The following is a 17667-nucleotide window of genomic DNA, read 5'->3' as shown; positions in this document are numbered from 1 at the left end:
CCCGCTCAGGCGGCCTTGTTGGCGGTGTGCGGGCTGGCGCACCAGGCGGTGGCGCCGCCGCCCTGGGTCAGCTTGCCGATGTGCGGGCTCGCGCACCAGGCGGTGGCGCCGCCGTCGTGGGTCAGCTTGCCGATGTGCGGGCTCGCGCACCAGGCGGTGTCGATCGCACGCCGGGTCAGTTTGTCGATGTGCGGGCTCGCGCACCACGCGGTGGCGGCAGCGCGCTTGCCGGCGGTATGCGGGCTCGCGCACCATGCGGTCGCGCTGTCCGTCGTCTGGCCCGGCTCGATGTGCGGGCTTGCGCACCATGCGGCCGCGCCGTCCGCGGCCTGGGCGGCGGCGCCCGGGTAGGTGTCGCCGAACGTGGCTTCGTACAGCTCGCGCATGCGGTCGCCGCTGTCGAGGCGGAACTGCTCGTCATCGTTGCCGCCCATGCCGACGTACGGGTAGTGGTGCAGGAAATAGCCGAAGGCCTGCTCGCAGTCGGCGGCATATTTCATCGTGTCGAGGATGTGGTAGTGCCAGAACGTGTCGACGTCGACCAGCGGCGCCGTGTCCTCGTCCGGATACATTTTCATCAGGCACAGGAAGCGGCGGTATTCCTTTTCCACGGCGTCGGCCTTCTCCTGGCTCCAGCCTTCGCCCGATGCCGCATGCATCAGCTTCATCTTGATCGGTTCCAGGTCGAGTTGCATTACGGCGTCGAACAGGTCGTTGGTGTTCATGGTCATCCTTGTCAAGGGTTCAGGAATGGTCGGGCGTGTGTTGCACGTCCTCAATGTAGTTGAGGTAATTCACCCGGTTTTTGATATTTGTCAAACAAATAATATGAGTTGTTTGAACGGCTATGCAGGAGTTCGATAGTGGAGTAAGGCGAGCCGGTGAAATGTCAGATGACGGCCGAACCCGCGCCCTGCTCCTGTTCCTGGGAGAGAACGGGTTCCGGGCCGCCGATGACAGGCGCGGAGACCATGACGGTCGTGCCGCCGCCCGGTTCGCTGAAGACGGTGCAGGTGCCGCCGAGGATCACGATGCGCTCCTCGATGCCGACCAGGCCGAATGACCCGTACTTGCTGCGCCCGCCGGGCGGCAGGCCGCAGCCGTTGTCGGTCACCGTCAGCGACAGCCAGTCGCCGTTCAGGCGCAGCTCCACTTTCACGCGCGTCGCGTTGGCGTGCCGGACGATGTTCGTGAGCGATTCCTGCAGAATGCGGAAAAAGGCCGTCGCGCAATGGTCGGGCAGGGCGATCTCGCCGTGGTCGTCCTGGATGTCGCACTGGATGCCGGTGCGGCGCTGGAACTGGTTGACCTGCCATTCGACGGCCGCGGACAGGCCCAGGTCGAGCACGGTCGGACGCAGGTCGTTGATGATCTGGCGCACGCTCCTGATGGTCGTATCGATCTGCTGCAGCGTGGAACGGGCGCGCGTGTTCAGGTGGTTATGCGTGCCCTGCGTGCGTCCCGCCAGCAATTCGGCTTCGATGCGCAGGGCGAGCAGGCTCTGGCCGAGGTCGTCGTGGATCTCGCGCGCGATGCGCTTGCGCTCCATTTCCTTGATCTGGTACGCATGGTCGGCGAGACGCCTGAGCTTCTGGTGCGACAACTGCAGCCTGGCCTGGCTTTCGCGCAGCTCGCTCGTCATCTCCCGCGCCAGCTCGAGGGCGGCGCGGCGCGACGACGTGAGCGTGTGCAGCAGGGCATAGAGCAGGATCGAGCCGAGGAAGCCGAAGGCCATCATGAGCTTCGGATAATAGGTGTCGAATTCCGTGTACAGCGCGGCCCTGGGGGCGCTGAACGTCGTTTTCCACGGACGCCCGTTGAAATCGAGCGGCAGGCTGGTCGTGAAGACGTCATCGCCGACGTCGAGCGCCGGCGTCGGCTCGGCGCGCGTGCCGCGGCTGTCGAACAACGCGAGCGGCTTCGATACCGTGGGTTGGCCGCGGGCGTCGATGCCGGGTCCGACGTCGTACAGCGTCATGCGCAGGTTCGCGACTGGAACTTCGTCCATGACGCCATTCAGCAGCTTGGGGATACTGAACGCGATGCCGAGCGAACCCGTGTAGGCCTCACGGCGCTGGTCGACCGTGCGCAGCGGCAAGCCCTTGCGGTAGACCGGCATACGCATTCCCACATAGATATTGTTCGGACGCGACAACATCGGGATCGGCGTACCGGTCGAAAAAATCATGCCGCTATCGCGCTCTTGCAGCAGCAAGTTCCCGAAATAGCGGTTGGCTTTCAGGTCGATCGCATAGTAGTGGGCGCCCGGCGGCGCAGGTTCGACGAAGGCGACGACCAGGTACGACGGCCGGATGCCGGGCGGCATGATGTCCAGGTCGACCGGCTTGCCAAAGATGTGCGACACGTCCGTGCGCAGTGCGGCAACGAATGCGTCGCGCCCCTCATGCGGCACCTGGACCGCGTAATTGATGTAGTCGACCGCCGGGAAGCTCCGGGCCAGGTCCAGTCCGGTCACGAATTCATGGAAGCCCTGGTGCGTCAGGACGTCGGAACTCTGGATCATGCTGCCCGTGGCGCGCAACAAGTCCGTATACGATTTCACGCGGACCGTGATGACGCTTTGCGCGTGCCTGGCATGGCTGATGAAACGGGCTTCGGCGTCGCTTTCGATGGAACGTGCCGTGAACAGATACAGCAACGCGCCGACGAGCGAAGACAGCAATGCTCCGGCCCAGAACGAGAACCGGGTCACGGAAAAGGTGTCTTTCAGCGTCGTCGCCATCAAATACGCTTTCTAAAAGAATGTGTTCCAGCACGGCTGGATATGCAATGTTAATTTGTTGCAAAACTTGTGTCGAGTGGCGCGCGAACTCCTTTGCACAAGAAAAAGCCCGCTCCGGAATCCGGAGCGGGCTGGGATGTTGCAGGAATTGAAAGGTGGCGTGTGGCGGGCCCCCGCCGATCACTGGCGTTCAGGCGGTGGCCGCTTCACTACGATCGGGCTGCGTCTCGACCCGCGGGCTGGCGCAGTAGGCCGTGCTGATCCGGGGGCTGGCGCAATACGCGGTCGCCGCCACCTTATCTTTGCGTGCTTCCTTGCGCGGGCTGGCGCAGTAGGCCGTGTCGATCCGGGGGCTGGCGCAATACGCGGTCGCCGCCACCGCGCCTTCGCGTGCTTCCTTGCGCGGGCTGGCGCAGTAGGCAGTGTCGATCCGGGGGCTGGCGCAATACGCGGTCGCCGCCACCGCACCTTCGCGTGCTTCCTTACGCGGGCTGGCGCAGTAGGCCGTGTCGATCCGGGGGCTGGCGCAATACGCGGTCGCCGCCACCGCACCTTCGCGTGCTTCCTTGCGCGGGCTGGCGCAGTATGCCGTGCCGATCCGCGGGCTGGCGCAATACGCGGTCGCCGCCACCGCGCCTTCGCGTGCTTCCTTGCGCGGGCTGGCGCAGTAGGCCGTGTCGATCCGGGGGCTGGCGCAATACGCGGTGGCCGCCACCGCGCTTTCGCGTGCTTCCTTGCGCGGGCTGGCGCAGTAGGCCGTGTCGATCCGCGGGCTGGCGCAATAGGCCGCCTCGATACGGGGGCTGGCGCAGTAGGCGGCTTCGATGCGCGGGCTCGCGCAGTACGCGCTGGCGCCGTCCGCGGCCTGGGCGACGGCGCCCGGGTAGGCGTCGCCGAACGTGGCTTCGTACAGCTCTTTCATGCGGTCGCCGCTGGCGAGGCGGAACTGCTCGTCATCGCCGCCGCCCATGCCGACGTACGGGTAGTGGTGCAGGAAGTAGCCGAACGCCTGCTCGCAGTCGGCGGCATATTTCATGGTGTCGAGGATGTGGTAGTGCCAGAACGTGTCGACGTCGACCAGCGGTGCCGTGTCCTCGTCCGGATACATTTTCATCAGGCACAGGAAGCGGCGGTATTCCTTTTCCACGGCGTCGGCCTTCTCCTGGCTCCAGCCTTCGCCCGATGCCGCATGCATCAGCTTCATCTTGATCGGTTCCAGGTCGAGTTGCATCACGGCGTTAAACAGGTCGTTGGTGTTCATGGTCATCCTCGTAGTAGTTAGTGAAGTACTGCTATCCCTAGTTATGGTTTTATGCGGTGAATCTGCTGCTTTCGAACAACATTTCCATCAGGCATGTGATGACGTCGGGCAATTCTTTGTCAGATTTGCGGACGTGTCTTACACGTGCTCAATGTAGTTGAGGCAATTCACCGTGTTATTGATATTTGTCAAAGAAACAACATTTGTTGCTTAGTTGGATACACCAAAGCCTTTGGATAGGGTAGGCGTATCCAGAGAGAATAACTGAGGGAAAGGAAGCAGAGGAAGGGGGAAGTCAGATGACGGACGAGCCGGAGCCGTGCTCGATCGGCGCGGGCAGCGGGCGGTCCGGGCTGCCGATGACGGGCGCCGACACCATGACGGTGGTGCCGCCGTCCGGCTCGCTGAAGACGGCGCAGGTGCCGCCGAGGATCACGATGCGTTCCTCGATGCCGACCAGGCCGAACGAGCCGTACTTGTTGCGCCCGCCGGGCGGCAGGCCGCAGCCGTTGTCGCGTACCGTCAGCGACAGCCAGCCGCCGTTCAGGCGCAGCTCCACCTTCACGCGCGTCGCGTTGGCGTGGCGGACGATGTTCGTGAGCGATTCCTGCAAGATGCGGAAGAAGGCCGTGGCGCAGTGGTCGGGCAGGGCGATCTCGCCGTGGTCGTCCTGGACTTCGCAGTGGATGCCGGTGCGCCGCTGGAACTGGTTGACCTGCCACTCGACGGCCGCGGACAGGCCCAGGTCGAGCACGGTCGGGCGCAGGTCGTTGATAATCTGGCGCACGCTCTTGATCGTCGTGTCGATCTGCATCAGCGTGGCGCGGGCGCGCTTGTGCAGGTGGCTGTGCGTGCCCTTCGTGCGGCCGGCCAGCAGTTCGGCTTCGATGCGCAGGGCGAGCAGGCTCTGGCCGAGGTCGTCGTGGATCTCGCGCGCGATGCGCTTGCGTTCCAGTTCCTTGATCTGGTACGCATGGTCGGCCAGGCGCCTGAGCTTCTGGTGCGACAGCTGCAGCTTGGTCTGGCTTTCGCGCAGCTCGCTCGTCATTTCCCGCGCGAGCGCGAGGGCGGCGCGGCGCGACGACGTGAGCGTGTGCACCAGGGCATAGAGCAGGATCGAGCCGAGGAAGCCGAAGGCCATCATCAGCTTCGGATAATAGGTGTCGAATTCCGTGTACAGGGCGGCCTTGGGCGCGCTGTAGGTCGTCTTCCAGGTACGGCCGTTGAAATCCAGCGGCAGCGTCGTGCTGAACATGCGCGTGTCGCCGTCCGCGAGCGGCGGCATCGGGTTCTTGCTGGTACCGTGGCTGTCGAACAGCGTGCGCGGCGTTCCCGCGGTTTCATGGCCATGGACGTCCAGGCCGGGACCGATGTCGAACAGCGTCATGCGCAGCCCCTTGATCGGTATCTCGTCCATGACACCGTACAGGAGTTTCGGCACGCTGAACGCAATGCCCAATGACCCGACGTAGGCGGCGCGGCGTGCCGCCACGGTGTCCGGCATGGTGCCGAAATAATAGATCGGCATGCGCATGCCCAGATGGGTATCGTTGGGGCCGGACAAGGCAAGGATGGGCGTGCCAGAGGCGTAGACCGTGCCATTGTCGCGCGACTCGGCCAATTGCTTGCTGAAATAACGGTTGGCCATCAGGTCGATGCCGTAATGGCCCGGGCCCGACTGGTCCGGCTCGATATAACTGATGATCAGATAGGCGTCGCGCTGCCCCGGCGGCACGATGTCCAGCGGCGCCGCGGCATGGATGTGCCCTCCCATTTCCTCGCGCAGGTCGCTGAGGAAGGGCTGGCGCCTGTCGTCCGTGACGTACAGCGCAAAATTGATCGAATCGACCGCCGGGAAGTTGTTGGCGAGGTCCAGCCCGAGCACGTATTCATGAAGTTTGCGGTGGCTCAGGATGTCGGTGCTATGGATCAGGCTTCCGGTCGCGCGCAGCAGGTCGGTATAGGACTTGATGCGCACGTTGATGACGCTTTGCGCATATTTGGCATGGTTGATGAACCGTTCCTGGGCATTCGTTTCGATCGACCGCTGGGTCATCACATACAGGGCGCTGCCGACGAGCGTCGACACCAGTGCGCCGGTCCAGAACGAGAACCGGTTAACGGAAAATGCGTCCCTCAGAACGGCCTGCATAATCTTCCCAGAGGCGTGCAGCCGAATCGCGTTCGGCGACACAAAGTTTGTAATTTGCAACTTACTCGTCTCGGATGCGGCGCGACACCTAGTCATTCGAAGAGTTGCTCACTGGCAGAATTATCTCAAAAGAAAAAGGCCCGCGCCTGTTCCGGAGCGGGCAATGCGTATGCGCGGGGAGTGCGTACGAGGAACACGCTCCCCGGCGGTACTTCACACGTTCAGCGGCGACGTCGCAGTGACCGGTTTCCAGGGCCCGGCGCAGTACGCGGTGGCGGCACTGGTCCCGGTCCGTGCACCCTCCTGTTTCCATGGGCCCGCGCAGTAGGCGGTGGCGGCATGCTTGTCCCACGGCCCGGCGCAGTAGGCGGTCGTGGCCTGGGCGGCGCCGTGGGCATGCGGCTTGTCCCACGGACCCGCGCAGTACGCCGTGTTGGCGTGCTTGTCCCACGGGCCGGCGCAGTAGGCCGTACCGGCGCCGGCGGCGGCGCGGGCAAGGGGCTTGTCCCACGGACCGGCGCAGTAGGCGGTTTCGCCGCGGACGGCGGCCTGCGCGCCCTGCTTGTCCCACGGACCGGCGCAGTAGGCGGTCTCGCCGCGGACGGCGGCCTGCGCACCCTGCTTGTCCCACGGACCGGCGCAGTAGGCGGTTTCGCCGCGAGCGGCGGCCTGCGCACCCTGCTTGTCCCACGGACCGGCGCAATAGGCCGTGCCGGACGCTTCCACCGGCGTCGCGTCCGCCACCGGATAGGCTTCGCCGAACGTCGCTTCGTACAGGCTCTGCATGCGCTCGCCGCTGTCGATGCGGAACTGCTCGTCGTCGCCGCCGCGCATGCCGACGTACGGGTAATGGTGGACGAAGTAGCCGAACGCCTGCTCGCAGTCGGCCGCGTACTTCATCGTGTCGAGAATGTGGTAGTGCCAGAACGTGTCCACGTCGACCAAGGGCGCGATGGACTCGTCGGGATACATCTTCATCAGGCACAGGAAGCGCCGGTATTCCTTTTCCACGGCATTGGCCTTGTCCAGGCTCCAGCCTTCGCCCGACTCCACGTGCATCAACTTCGTCTTGATCGGTTCCAGGTCGAGTTGCATTACGGCGTTAAACAGGTCGTTGGCGTTCATGTTGGTCATCCCCATTGGTTGTTGAAGATTGCGTTGTGACTGCTTCCCTAGTTGTGTTTGTGTCGGCTTGTCGGGCCAGCGCTGGACAGTAATTCCTCAAGGTTCGTGATGACATCTGCCAACGAGTTGGTCGATTCGTTGGCGCGCCTTACACGTAATCAATGTAATTCACGCAATCTGATGAGATATTGATATTTGTCAAAGAAACAACATTTGTTGTTGAAACGGATATACAATTTCTTTTTTATGAAGTTGCGATACCCGCGGGGAATAGGCGTGACGATGCGTCGCCCGGCCGGGCGGCGCTGGTCGTTGCGAAGGAAGGGTTTAGACGACGGCCGAACCCGGGCCGTGTTCCTGCTGCAGGGGAACGGCGGGTTCGGGCCCGCCGATGACGGGCGCCGACACGATCACGGTCGTGCCGCCGCCCGGTTCGCTGAAGACGGCGCAGGTACCACCGAGGATCGCGATGCGCTCCTCGATGCCCACCAGGCCGAACGACTCGTACTTGTTGCGTCCGCCGGGCGGCAGGCCGCAGCCGTTGTCGCGTATCGTCAGCGACAGCCAGCCGCCGTTCAGGCGCAGCTCCACCTTCACATGGGTCGCGTTGGCATGGCGGACGATGTTCGTGAGCGATTCCTGCAGGATGCGGAAGAAGGCTGTCGCGCAATGGTCGGGCAGGGCGATCTCGCCGTGGTCGTCGCGGATCTCGCACTGGATGCCCGTGCGCTTCTGGAACTGGTCCACCTGCCATTCGACGGCCGCCGACAGGCCGAGGTCGAGCACGGTCGGACGCAGGTCGTTGATGATCTGGCGCACGCTCCTGATCGTCGTGTCGATCTGCTGCAGCGTGGAACGGGCGCGCGTGTTCAGGTGGTTGTGCGTGCCCTGCGTGCGTCCCGCCAGCAGTTCGGCTTCGATGCGCAGGGCGAGCAGGCTCTGGCCGAGGTCGTCGTGGATCTCGCGTGCGATGCGCTTGCGCTCCAGTTCCTTGATCTGGTACGCATGGTCGGCCAGGCGCCTGAGCTTCTGGTGCGACAACTGCAGCCTGGTCTGGCTTTCGCGCAGCTCGCTCGTCATCTCCTGCGCCAGTTCGAGGGCGGCGCGGCGCGACGAGGTCAGGATGTGCAGCAGCGCGTACAGCAGGACGGAGCCGATGAAGCCGAACGCCATCATGAGCTTCGGATAATAGACGTCGAATTGCGTGCGCAGGCGGGCTTTCGGCACGCTGTACGTGGTTTGCCACGGACGCCCGTTGAAATCGAGCGGCAGCGTGGCCGTGAACACCTCATCGCCGCCGTCGAGCGGCGGCGTGGGGTTGGCGGCCGTGCCATGGCTGTCGAACAGCACCTTGGGCCAGGTTGTCGTATCGTGCCCGATCACCTCGCGCGGGCCGACGTCGAACAGCGTCATGCGCACGCCCGGAATCGGCATCTCGTCCATCACCCCGTGCAGCAGCTTGGGCAGGCTGAACGCGATCCCGAGCGAGCCGAGATAGGCCGCGCGCCGTTGTTCCGCGCCGGTCAGCAGCGGTCCGTGCCGGTACACCGGCAGGCGCATGCCGAGGTGGTTGTCGTTGGGCACCGACAGGGCCGCGATCGGCCGGCCAGACGCGCGCAACCTGCCGTCGTCGCGCGACTGCGCGAGCTGCGTGCGGAAATACGGATTGCTCATCAGGTCGAGGCCATACAGCCGCGTGTTCGTGGCGTCCGGCTCGATGTAGGTGACGACGAGGTAGGCGGGACGGCGGCCGGAGGGCGTGACGACCGGACGCGCGCCCGGGCCGAGGAAGGCTTGCAGTTCACGCGCGAATTCCGCCTCGAAATGCGGACGCTCGTCTTCGCGCACCCAGGTGGCGAAGTTCAGGGTGTCGACGGCCGGGTAATTCCTGGCCAGGTGCAGCCCCTGCACGTAGTCGTGGAACTGGCGGTGGCTGATCGTATCGCCGCTCTGCAGCAGGCTGGCCGCGCCGCGCAGCAGGTCAGTGTACGACTTGATGCGCATGTTGATGACGGCCTGCGCGTATTTCGCCTGGCGGGAGAAGCGTTCCTGCACGTCGCTCTCGATGGAGCGCGTCGTGACCACGTACAGCACGCTGCCGACCAGCGTTGACAGCATGACACCGGTCCAGAACGAGAACCGCGTAACGGAGAATGCGTCTCTCAGCGTGATCGACATGAGGCACCGCGACGGCAAGGAATTGTTGATTTAATTCAACTTACGCGTCTCGGGTGCATGATGAACCTAGCAGATCGGGGAGTTGCCGATCCGGCACGGCGCTGGGCTCCCAATGAAGCAAAGAAAAAGCCCGATTCGTCACCGAACCGGGCTTTTGCGCCAGATCAAATGAGAGTTACTTGCCCCAGCTGTCCTTGAGCGTCGTCACGCGGTTGAACACGGGTTTGCCCGGGACGGACTCCACGCGGTCGGCGACGAAATAGCCGTGGCGCTCGAACTGGAAGCGCTGGTCGGCCTCGGCCCTGGCCAGGCCCGGCTCCAGGTACGCGGTGACGGTTTCCAGCGCGTTCGGATTGAGCACGCTCATGAAGTCCTTGCCGCCGCCGTCCGGTTGCGGATCGAGGAACAGGCGGTCGTACAGGCGCACTTCCGCTTCCAGCGCATGCTGCGCGCTGACCCACGTGATATTGCCCTTGACCTTGTAGTTGTCCGCGCCCGGCGTGCCCGATTTCGAATCCGGGAAATAGTTCACGTGCACGGCGACGACGTTGCCGTTCTCGTCCTTGTCGAACCCGGTGCACTCGGTCACGAAGCCATATTTCAGGCGCACGCGCGAGCCCGGCTTGTCGTCGATCGGCGGATAGAAGCGGTGGTAGCCCTTGGACGGCACTTCCATGAAGTCTTCCTGCTCGATCCACAGCTCGCGCGAGAACGGGAACGAACGGGTGCCCCATTCCGGATGGTGCGGATGGACGGGCGCGCTGCACTCGACCGTTTCGCCTTCCGGGAAGTTGTCGACGATGAGCTTGAGCGGACGCAGCACGGCCACGGCGCGCGGCGCCTTCGGGTCGAGGTCGTCGCGCAGGGCGCCTTCCAGCGTGCTCATGTCGATCCAGCCGTCGGCCTTGGAGACGCCGATGCGCTCGCAGAACAGCTGGATCGATTCCGGCGTGTAGCCGCGGCGGCGCAGGCCGACGATCGTGGGCATGCGCGGATCGTCCCAGCCGTTCACGACACCTTCGGTCACGAGCTGGCGCAGCTTGCGCTTCGACGTGACGACATAGGTCAGGTTCAGGCGCGCGAATTCGTACTGGCGCGGCACCGGACGATCGAAGAAGCCGCCTGCCGCCAGCGTCTCGACGAGCCAGTCGTAGAACGGGCGGTGGTCCTGGAATTCCAGCGTGCACAGCGAATGCGTGATGTTTTCCAGCGCGTCCGAGATCGGGTGCGTGAAGTCGTACATCGGGTAGATGCACCACTTGTCGCCCGTGCGGTGGTGATGCGCATGGCGGATGCGGTACAGGGCCGGGTCGCGGTTCGTCATGATGGGCGACGCCATCGCGTCCTCGCTCATCCTGGCGCGCAGCACGTGTTCGCCGTCCTTGTACTTGCCGGCCTTCATGTCGCGGAAGATCTGCAGCGATTCCTCGACCGGACGGTCACGGAACGGCGAGTTCGTGCCCGGCGTGCCGAAGTTGCCGCGGTTGCGCGACATGTCTTCGGCGCTCTGGCTGTCGACGTAAGCCTTGCCGTTCTGGATCAGGTATTCGGCCATCGCGTACAGCTGGTCGAAGTAGTCGCTGGCGTAGTGCAGATATTCCTGCCCGCCTTGCTCCCACGTGAAGCCCAGCCACTTGACGCTGTCCATGATCGTGTCGACGTATTCCTGGTCTTCCTTTTCCGGGTTCGTATCGTCGAAACGGAGGTGGCAGCGGCCCTGGTAGTCGCGTGCCAGCCCGAAGTTCAGGCAGATGGATTTGGCGTGGCCCACGTGCAGGTAGCCGTTCGGCTCCGGCGGGAAGCGTGTGATCACGGACGGCATGCCGGCACGCGTGTGGGTGCCCGCGGCGAGGTCGGATTCGACGATCGCGCGGACAAAATTCGGCGACGGGGTGGCCGCCGCAGCGTTCTTGTCGTTACTCATGAAACCTATTGGAGATGGGTATGATTCCCGGCATTTTACCGTAGAAGACGCCATGCGGGCCGCTATGTGGTCAAGCGCACGGTCCACGCGCGGGGCAGTCCGCATACTGCGCCTGTCAAGTTGGCGCTTTCTATAGGATAATCTCGGTTTAATGTTTTTTCGGCCACAGCCGGAGAGTTCCAAGTGGAAAATTTATACGCGATCCTCGGCGTCGCGCCGAATGCCAGCGACGACGACATCAAGAAGGTCTACCGTTCGCTCGCCATGCGCTACCACCCGGACCGCAACCAGGCGCCGGGTGCGGAAGCGCGCTTCAAGGCCGTCACGAAGGCGTACGAAGTCCTGTCCGACTCCGCCCGCCGCGCGGAATACGACCAGAGCGTGAACCACCGCATCGTGCTCGACGCGGAAGCCGAAGCCTTCGAGCTGTGGCGCTCGGTCTTTGCACTGAACGGCGTCAATTTGGTCAACTGAGCTCCCTGCCTGAATACGTTCCAACAGAATACGAGTCAATCATGAAAAAAGTACATCCGGAGTTCGCCTTCCAGTCGCGCGAGCTGGAAGGCCAGATCGAAGGCACGCTGGGTGACCCGCCCAACCGCAAGAACTACGACCTGATGGTGCAGGCCCTCGTGTCCGAATACGCCAACGGCGACGGCCTCGACGACGTCAACATGATGGCGTTCGCGCTCGTCGACCGCATCCGCTTCACGGACCCGAAAGGCCTCATCCGCGAAGCCTACGACTACGAAGGCGGCGATCCGGCGAAGGTGTTCGCGATGGCCAATTGCGATGGCGACGACGAGGGCCGCGCGATGTATGCCGCCATCTGCGACAACCATCCGGACCTGGCGCGCCAGGCCATCGTGACGGCGTTCCTGTACAAGAACCAGGCCCGCTGGGAAGACGACGACCAGTCGCTCGACCAGCTCGCGAAAGACGACGAAGGCGACGACGAGGAGCTCGACGAGACGGCGGCGGGCGACGACTTCACCCAGATGTTCGACCAGGACGGAGGTGAGCGCGAATGAGCGACGACAACAAATCCAACCTGCCGGCCCTGAGCAAGCAGGTCGGCGAGCTCGTGCTGGCCGGTTCGCTGCAGCACGCCGAGGAGGCGCTGTCGCAGGCCGCCGACGAGCATGGCGACTACGCCGTGGCCGAAGTGCTGGCGACGTTGCCCCCGCAGGTGACGGCGCTGCACCTGGCCGGCTTCGACGGCGCCAAGACGTCGGTCGCGACGCTGCTGGTGCCGCCGAAGGCCTGGGCCGAAAGCCTCGCCTACCTCGCCGCCACGTGGCCGGACGACATGATCGAGGACGACCCCGAGCGCATCGCGGAAAACCTGTTCAACCACATCCACGGCATCGTCTACGCGACGGATGACGACGAGCGCCGCCACGATCTGCTGACGGAAGCGACGGCCACCGACTACGGCGCGACGGCGTTCGCCATCGTGTGGTCGCTGGCGCCGCGCGAGATCCTCGAAGTGGCCGGCGAGATCAACCACCGCGGCCCCCACATCAACGTGCACACGACGTCCGACAGCGACATCGTGCCGCTCGCCGTCGACCTGGCCAAGGCCAGCGAGGACGGCTGGCAGCGCTCGCTGCTGGAACTGTTCCCGGAATACCGCAACACGGCCGACCTTGCGGACGTCGAGTTGCCGGACGATCCGGACGAAGAGACGGAATTCCAGCAGCGCGGCACGCGCGAACTGCTGTACCGCCTGCGCAAGCAGGTGCCGTCCGTCCGCAGCCTGCAGCGCCGCAGCGGCCGCCGCAGCATGGGCACGGACATCTTCTCGTGACGGGGGCGAGCGCATCGATGCTGCCGGCAATCGTCATCGAAAAACTGCCCCGGCTGATCCGCGCGATCCGGCTGATCCCGGGGAACGCCAGCGCCGACGAGGCAGCCGGCCTCGCCGACGAGCTGGCCGGCATCACGGCGATGGTGGCCGAGAAGTTCACCAACGACCGCACGGCCGAAGGCATCCAGCGCGCGCAGCTCCTGAGCATCGGCTGCGTGTCTTTGGGGCTGGAGCACCTCGTCAAGGAAGAGATGGAAATGCGGGACGACGCACAGGGCGACCTGGACGCGCTCGACGTGCTGCTGGGCGAGGGCGCGGAATTCGTGTTCCAGCAGGGCTTCCGCCTGATCCGCGACCTGGCGGCGCTGCCGGAAGACACGCTGCTCGGCGAATTCGACAGCGACCCCGTGTACTCGGCGCGGCGGCTGAAGGAGCTGTTCGTCGACATCTGCACGGCCGACCCGGGCGAGACGTGGTCCGGCTACGAACGCTACCTGGGCCAGCTGAAACAGCGCCAGGACGTGCAGGCCATCGTGCGCGCCGCACAATGGCTGCGCCGGCACCACTGGGAAGGCCCCGTCAAGGATCCGGACCTGAACGCGGAAGGCGTGATCGCGCTCGCGATCATCTTCGGCATCGAGGGCGGCGGGCGCATCGTCGCGCGCACGGGGCAGAAGGAATTCGAGCGCTTCGTCCAGACGGTCCGCAAGGCGAAGCCGGACTTCGATGCGGGCTGGGCGGCGCTGCTGGAACAGATCCCGGCACCGCACCAGGCCATCATCGCCGACCGCATCCAGAGCTACCGCAACAGCATCCTCCTGCAGAACATCGCGGGCAAGGTGCCGCTGAAGGAGCTGTTCGTGGAGCTCGAGAACTACGCCGGCTCGGAGATCGACGCCGAATACCCGTAATCGTCAAATCCGGCAGTTCAAGGGGGTGGCGCCCAGCCCGTCGATACGGTTCGTGCGCCCCCCGATTCCCATCAGGACTACCATGACGCTCCAGCCCCGCATCCCGTGCGGATGCGGTATCGAGCCATCAATGCAAGGAGTACGTCATGTTGCAAGCAAACGAAATCCAGCAGCGATTCACTCATATTCAGCAAACCATTCAAGAAGCCCAGCAGGCCTGCCAGCAGGATGCGCCCAACGAGATCCGCGACTGCATCGAAAAACTGTCGCGCGAAGCCAGGCAGGCGCAGAGCGTGATGCAGTCGAACGACCAGCAGCGCATCCAGCAATGCGTGGACAGCCTGGAAGACATGGGCGACGAAGCCAAGCGCATCAGCCGCTCGCTGCCGACGATGCCCGCCCACCTCGAAGCCGCGGTCACCCGCGTGCATGCCGAACTGTCGGACCTGAAGCACAAGCTGCACTGACCACGCCTCACACGACGCCGCCCTCGCGCAGGGCGGCGATCTCCGCGTCGGTCTTGCCCAGCACGTCGCGCAACACTTCATCCGTGTGCTCGCCCAGCAGCGGCGGCGCCTTGTCGCTCGTGGCCGGCGTGGCCGACATGCGCATCGGGCTGCGCACCAGTTTCACCTGCCCGGCGGTCGGATGCGGCAGGGCGATCTCCATGCCGCGTGCGCGCACCTGCTCGTTGGCGAACACCTCGTCCAGGTCATTGATCGGGCCGCACGGCACGCCCACGGCTTCCAGCAGCGCGATCCATTCCGCGCGCGGCCGTTCGCGCACCATGTCCGCCAGCAGCGGCACGAGTACATCGCGGTTCTGCACGCGGGCAGGGTTGGTGGCGAAACGCGGGTCGCGCGCCAGTTCCGGACGGCCGCCCGCTTCCACGAACTTCTGGTACTGGCCGTCGTTGCCGGCGGCGACGATGATGTGGCCGTCGCTGCACGCGAACGTCTGGTACGGCACGATGTTGGCGTGCGCATTGCCCCAGCGTGTCGGCCGCTTGCCGCTGTTGAGGTAATTGCTGCCGACGTTCGCCAGCATCGCGACCTGCGTGTCCAGCAGCGCCATGTCGATGTGCTGGCCTTCGCCGGTGCGGTCGCGGTGGGTCAGCGCGGCGAGCACGGCGACGGTCGCGTACATGCCCGTCATCAGGTCCGTCAAGGCGACGCCGACTTTCTGCGGGCCGCCCCCCGGCAGGTCATCGCGTTCGCCCGTTACCGACATCAGCCCGCCCATGCCCTGGATCAGGAAGTCGTAGCCGGCCCGGTGCGCGTACGGTCCGTCCTGGCCGAAGCCCGTGATCGAACAGTACACGAGGTCCGGCCTGACGGCCTTCAGCGAGTCGTAATCGAGGCCGTAGCGCTTGAGGTGGCCGACCTTGAAGTTCTCGATCACGACGTCGCAATGACGCACCAGTTCGCGCAGCAGCGCCTGGCCCGGTTCGCTCGCGATGTCGACCGTCAGCGAGCGCTTGCCGCGGTTCGCCGCCAGGTAGTAGGCGGCTTCCGTGGTCGGCCGGCCTGCGGCGTCCGGCGCGTACGGCGGCCCCCAGGCGCGGGTGTCGTCGCCGGCGCCGGGGCGCTCGATCTTGATGATGTCGGCGCCGAGGTCGGCGAGGTTCTGCGCGCACCACGGCCCGGCCAGCACGCGCGACAGGTCGAGCACGCGGATGTGGCCCAGCGCGCCCTGCAGGCGATTGTCCGGACCGTTGTGCGGTCCGTTCGGATGAAATGCCATCTGGTCTCCGATTGATGAGTTGTTCTCGGCGCGGATTATACGTCGCGTTCGTCGCGCTCCCGCGAGCGCGCGTCGTCCAGCGCGGCGGCGAACGCATCGCGCTCGCGGTCGACGATGTCGTCGACCATGCGCTCGTCCAGCCCCATCCCTTCGAGCACGAAGGCCGACAGCTGCAGGCTCGCCTCCAGCGTTTCGGGCACGACGACGTTGGCGCCGGCCCGCTTGAGGGCGCGTGCGTGTTTTTCGTCGCGCGAGCGCGCGTACAACTGCACGTCGGGGAACTCGCGCCGGATGCCGCGCACGGCCTGCAGCGCGGAGGCTGGATGATCCATCGTCAGCACGATTGCCGGCGCCTCGTCCGCATGCACGCGGCGCAGCAGTTCCGGGCGCGCCGCGTTGCCGAAGAAGACCGGCGCGCCGTCCGCGTGCAGCTGCGAGACGAGCTTCGCATCGTTTTCGAACGCGACGTACGGGATATTCTGGGCCGCGAGCAGCTTGGCCAGCTGCTGCCCGACGCGGCCGAAGCCGGCGATGATCACGCGGCCTCGCGCCGCGTCCAGTTCGTTGTCGGTGAGGTGGGCCGCCGCGCCGTGGGCTTCCTTCGCCGAGCGTTCGCCGATCGCATGCCCGATCCGCGCCAGCAGCGGCGTGATGAACAGCGACAGGCCGACGGCCAGCATCACGCGCGCGCCGAGGGCGCCGTCCAGCAGCTTCGACGCGGTGGCGTAGCCGATCACGATGAACGCGAATTCGCCGCCCTGGCCCAGCAGCAGGGCGCCTTCGAGCGCGCGGCCCCACGGCAGGCCGCCGAGGCGCAGCAGCGGCGCGACGACGAGGCCCTTGAGCAGGACGAGGCCCAGCACGGCGCACGCGAGCCACAGCGGCGCGTGCAGGACCTGCAGCGCGTCCATGCCCATGCCGACCGTCATGAAGAACAGCCCCATGAGCAGGCCCTTGAACGGCTCGACCATCAGCTCGACCTCGTGCTTGAATTCGGTCTCGGCCAGCAGCAAGCCGGCAATCAGCGCGCCCAGCGCCATCGACAGGCCGGCCAGGTGCGACAGCGCCGCGATGCCGAAGGTCGACAGCAGGATCAGGGCCATGAACACGTCCGGCTGGCGATGGCGGGCGAACGCGCGGAACAGCGGGTGCACGACCTTGCCGCCGACGAGGTAGATGAGGGCGATGGCTACCGCCGCCTTGGCCATCGCGAGCAGGGCGATCAGCGCCACGTTTGAACCGCCCCCGTCGTTCTTGCCGAGCGCCCCGATCAGGATCAGGATCGGTACGACGGCGAGATCCTGCAGCATCAGCACGGCGAACGCGGCCTGGCCGAGGGGACTCGCGGTGCGCTGGCTCTCGGCCAGCAACTGCATCACGACGGCCGTCGACGACAGCGACAGCACGAGGCCCAGCACGAGCGCGGCATCCAGCCGCTGGTCGAGCAGAAGATAGGCCGCACCGCCGATCAACGCGGCGCACAGCACGACCTGCGCGCTGCCGGTCCCGAACACCCAGCGCCGCATCGCCCACAGGCGCGCGGCCGAGAGCTCCAGGCCGATCATGAACATGAGGAACAGCACGCCCAGCTCGGCCAGCATGGCGACGTTGTCGTTGTTGGGGAACGTGAACAGGCCGAGCGGCGCGAAATCCTGCGCCATGCGTCCGAGCCCAAAGGGGCCGAGCAGGGCGCCGACGGCGAGGAAGCCCAGCACCTGGTTGATGCGCAGGCGCTGCAGCAGCGGGATCAGGATGCCGGCAAGGGCGAGGAACAGCAGGATTTCGCGCAGAAAGGGGAAGGCGTGTTGCTCTTGCACGGG

At 65.3% G+C, this 17667-nt stretch carries 14 protein-coding genes; 5 read left to right on the top strand and 9 right to left on the bottom strand.

The window, feature by feature from the left end:
• Nucleotides 1-5: 5 nt before the first annotated feature.
• The 7 genes from ACEN9H_RS22770 to ACEN9H_RS22740 all read right to left on the bottom strand — a co-directional run bounded on the left by ACEN9H_RS22770 (nt 6) and on the right by ACEN9H_RS22740 (nt 11383).
• Nucleotides 6-725, bottom strand: a complete 720-nt coding sequence (locus ACEN9H_RS22770) for a glycine-rich domain-containing protein (RefSeq protein ID WP_413672172.1) — start codon at nt 723-725, stop codon at nt 6-8.
• A gap of 164 nt (nt 726-889) precedes the next feature.
• A complete protein-coding gene (locus ACEN9H_RS22765; RefSeq protein WP_413672171.1) occupies nt 890-2743 on the bottom strand; it encodes a CHASE domain-containing protein in 1854 nt (617 codons plus the stop codon).
• Nucleotides 2744-2933: 190 nt separating this feature from the next.
• Nucleotides 2934-4004 carry a hypothetical protein gene (locus ACEN9H_RS22760; protein ID WP_413672170.1) on the bottom strand — a complete coding sequence of 357 codons (1071 nt, stop codon included), beginning with the start codon at nt 4002-4004 and terminating at the stop codon, nt 2934-2936.
• Nucleotides 4005-4299: 295 nt separating this feature from the next.
• Nucleotides 4300-6156, bottom strand: coding sequence for a CHASE domain-containing protein (locus tag ACEN9H_RS22755; RefSeq protein WP_413672169.1), 1857 nt, complete (start codon nt 6154-6156; stop codon nt 4300-4302).
• Between the two features lie 213 nt (nt 6157-6369).
• Nucleotides 6370-7296, bottom strand: coding sequence for a glycine-rich domain-containing protein (locus ACEN9H_RS22750; RefSeq protein WP_413672168.1), 927 nt, complete (start codon nt 7294-7296; stop codon nt 6370-6372).
• A gap of 312 nt (nt 7297-7608) precedes the next feature.
• Nucleotides 7609-9399, bottom strand: coding sequence for a CHASE domain-containing protein (locus ACEN9H_RS22745; protein WP_413672167.1), 1791 nt, complete (start codon nt 9397-9399; stop codon nt 7609-7611).
• 235 nt (nt 9400-9634) lie between these two features.
• Nucleotides 9635-11383 carry a glutamine--tRNA ligase/YqeY domain fusion protein gene (locus tag ACEN9H_RS22740; RefSeq protein WP_413672166.1) on the bottom strand — a complete coding sequence of 583 codons (1749 nt, stop codon included), beginning with the start codon at nt 11381-11383 and terminating at the stop codon, nt 9635-9637.
• A gap of 183 nt (nt 11384-11566) precedes the next feature.
• On the opposite strand from ACEN9H_RS22740, the gene ACEN9H_RS22735 reads away from it, so the two are divergent.
• The 5 genes from ACEN9H_RS22735 to ACEN9H_RS22715 all read left to right on the top strand — a co-directional run bounded on the left by ACEN9H_RS22735 (nt 11567) and on the right by ACEN9H_RS22715 (nt 14571).
• Complete coding sequence (locus tag ACEN9H_RS22735; RefSeq protein ID WP_413672165.1) at nt 11567-11857, top strand: DnaJ domain-containing protein; 291 nt, start codon at nt 11567-11569, stop codon at nt 11855-11857.
• Nucleotides 11858-11898: 41 nt separating this feature from the next.
• Nucleotides 11899-12414, top strand: a complete 516-nt coding sequence (locus ACEN9H_RS22730; RefSeq protein WP_413672164.1) for a hypothetical protein — start codon at nt 11899-11901, stop codon at nt 12412-12414.
• A complete protein-coding gene (locus tag ACEN9H_RS22725) occupies nt 12411-13193 on the top strand; it encodes a hypothetical protein (RefSeq protein WP_413672163.1) in 783 nt (260 codons plus the stop codon). Before ACEN9H_RS22730 ends, ACEN9H_RS22725 begins: the two co-directional genes overlap by 4 nt.
• Nucleotides 13194-13210: 17 nt before the next feature.
• Nucleotides 13211-14104: a hypothetical protein gene (locus tag ACEN9H_RS22720; RefSeq protein WP_413672162.1), complete on the top strand. Its 894-nt coding sequence runs from the start codon at nt 13211-13213 to the stop codon at nt 14102-14104.
• 146 nt (nt 14105-14250) lie between these two features.
• Entirely contained in the window at nt 14251-14571 is a 321-nt protein-coding gene (locus tag ACEN9H_RS22715) for a hypothetical protein (RefSeq protein ID WP_056128981.1), read from the top strand.
• A 7-nt stretch (nt 14572-14578) separates the two neighbouring features.
• On the opposite strand, the gene ACEN9H_RS22710 is transcribed toward ACEN9H_RS22715, so the two are convergent.
• Both ACEN9H_RS22710 and ACEN9H_RS22705 read right to left on the bottom strand, forming a co-directional pair.
• Nucleotides 14579-15847: a CaiB/BaiF CoA transferase family protein gene (locus ACEN9H_RS22710; RefSeq protein WP_413672161.1), complete on the bottom strand. Its 1269-nt coding sequence runs from the start codon at nt 15845-15847 to the stop codon at nt 14579-14581.
• Nucleotides 15848-15882: 35 nt separating this feature from the next.
• Nucleotides 15883-17664 (bottom strand): cation:proton antiporter, encoded by a 1782-nt coding sequence (locus ACEN9H_RS22705; RefSeq protein ID WP_413672160.1) that lies wholly within the window; start codon nt 17662-17664, stop codon nt 15883-15885.
• Between the last annotated feature and the right edge of the window lie 3 nt (nt 17665-17667).

Origin of the sequence: Massilia cellulosiltytica (genome assembly GCF_047325105.1) — a bacterium.
Lineage (GTDB): Bacteria > Pseudomonadota > Gammaproteobacteria > Burkholderiales > Burkholderiaceae_D > Telluria > Telluria orientalis.
This window is presented reverse-complemented; position numbering and strand designations above follow the sequence as displayed.

What these genes read in the sequence shown, in the direction of transcription:
- ACEN9H_RS22750 (WP_413672168.1), bottom strand. Translation starts at nt 7,296, where the DNA reads ATGGGGATGACCAACATGAACGCCAACGACCTGTTTAACGCCGTAATG.
- ACEN9H_RS22715 (WP_056128981.1), top strand. Translation starts at nt 14,251, where the DNA reads ATGTTGCAAGCAAACGAAATCCAGCAGCGATTCACTCATATTCAGCAA.
- ACEN9H_RS22755 (WP_413672169.1), bottom strand. Translation starts at nt 6,156, where the DNA reads ATGCAGGCCGTTCTGAGGGACGCATTTTCCGTTAACCGGTTCTCGTTC.
- ACEN9H_RS22770 (WP_413672172.1), bottom strand. Translation starts at nt 725, where the DNA reads ATGAACACCAACGACCTGTTCGACGCCGTAATGCAACTCGACCTGGAA.
- ACEN9H_RS22760 (WP_413672170.1), bottom strand. Translation starts at nt 4,004, where the DNA reads ATGAACACCAACGACCTGTTTAACGCCGTGATGCAACTCGACCTGGAA.
- ACEN9H_RS22740 (WP_413672166.1), bottom strand. Translation starts at nt 11,383, where the DNA reads ATGAGTAACGACAAGAACGCTGCGGCGGCCACCCCGTCGCCGAATTTT.
- ACEN9H_RS22725 (WP_413672163.1), top strand. Translation starts at nt 12,411, where the DNA reads ATGAGCGACGACAACAAATCCAACCTGCCGGCCCTGAGCAAGCAGGTC.
- ACEN9H_RS22765 (WP_413672171.1), bottom strand. Translation starts at nt 2,743, where the DNA reads ATGGCGACGACGCTGAAAGACACCTTTTCCGTGACCCGGTTCTCGTTC.
- ACEN9H_RS22745 (WP_413672167.1), bottom strand. Translation starts at nt 9,399, where the DNA reads ATGCTGTCAACGCTGGTCGGCAGCGTGCTGTACGTGGTCACGACGCGC.
- ACEN9H_RS22730 (WP_413672164.1), top strand. Translation starts at nt 11,899, where the DNA reads ATGAAAAAAGTACATCCGGAGTTCGCCTTCCAGTCGCGCGAGCTGGAA.
- ACEN9H_RS22720 (WP_413672162.1), top strand. Translation starts at nt 13,211, where the DNA reads ATGCTGCCGGCAATCGTCATCGAAAAACTGCCCCGGCTGATCCGCGCG.
- ACEN9H_RS22710 (WP_413672161.1), bottom strand. Translation starts at nt 15,847, where the DNA reads ATGGCATTTCATCCGAACGGACCGCACAACGGTCCGGACAATCGCCTG.